The 891-nt window shown below is 60.4% G+C and carries 1 protein-coding gene; it reads right to left on the bottom strand.

All coding sequences use genetic code 11. From position 1 onward, the window contains the following. The coding region (locus BP846_RS11860; protein ID WP_292395667.1) for a peptidase S9 at positions 1 to 833 on the bottom strand (833 nt) is incomplete at its 3' end. Positions 834 to 891: the final 58 nt, after the last annotated feature.

Here is an 891-nt window from a genome sequence, read left to right as displayed (position 1 = left end):
GATCCGTCGCTATTGATAACCCAAAGAGAGAACTCCGGCCATGTTCCGGGGGGTGCCGCGACGACGTAGGCGATCCTGGTACTGTCCGGGGACCATGCATATTCGGACACATTCCCCTCGCTGAACGTCACCTGTGTCTTGCCCGTTCCGTCGCTCTGCATGACCCAGATCTCCCGGTTTCCGGATCTGTCTGCAAGGTATGCGATCCTGTCCCCCCGCGGCTGCCACAGGGGCAGACGTGCATCCCCGTCGCTCGTCAGCTGCTTCTTGTTCCTGCCGTCCGCGTCCATGATCCAGATGTCTGCTTCCGTACGGATGGCCGAGAGGTTCACCGCAGGCGACCCTTCCTGGATGGCCGCATTATCGAAGAGGCAGGAGGTATAGACGATCCGCTTTCCATCGGCGCTCCAGTCCGCCCCGTAGCCGGAGAGCGCCAAACCGGGGACAATGCGACCGTTTTCAGTCAGGCGCACCCTCCCGGTCCCGTCCGGGTTCATCGTCCAGAGGTCGAGCCCTCCTCCGTCATCGGAGAGGAAGAGGAGTTTCTTCCCGTCCGGCGACCAGGGATCAAACTCAGTGAAGAGATTCCACGAACGGTCGTCCGTCACCGATACCGGGTTTTGGCCGTCGCGCTCCATCACCCGGATGCCAGCATGGACTCCGTCGGATGAGACGAAGGCGATCCTGGCACCGTCCGGAGACCAGAAGGGGTATGCATCGAATGCCGAATCGTTCGTCAGCTGGACGACGGATGCAGCCGCTGCCGGGGGAGCGCACGCGATCAGCAGGAGGATGATGCATATCGTGTTCGGGGTCAGGCCGGATCTTGCCATATTCACAATCCTGTATACAGTTTGGCTACTGATATCAGTTTCCACAGAAGCCATACGA

This window comes from Methanoculleus sp. UBA303, from assembly GCA_002501655.1.
Lineage (GTDB): Archaea > Halobacteriota > Methanomicrobia > Methanomicrobiales > Methanoculleaceae > Methanoculleus.
Note: the sequence above shows the minus strand (reverse complement) of the source record. Positions and strands in the feature narration are given on the sequence as shown.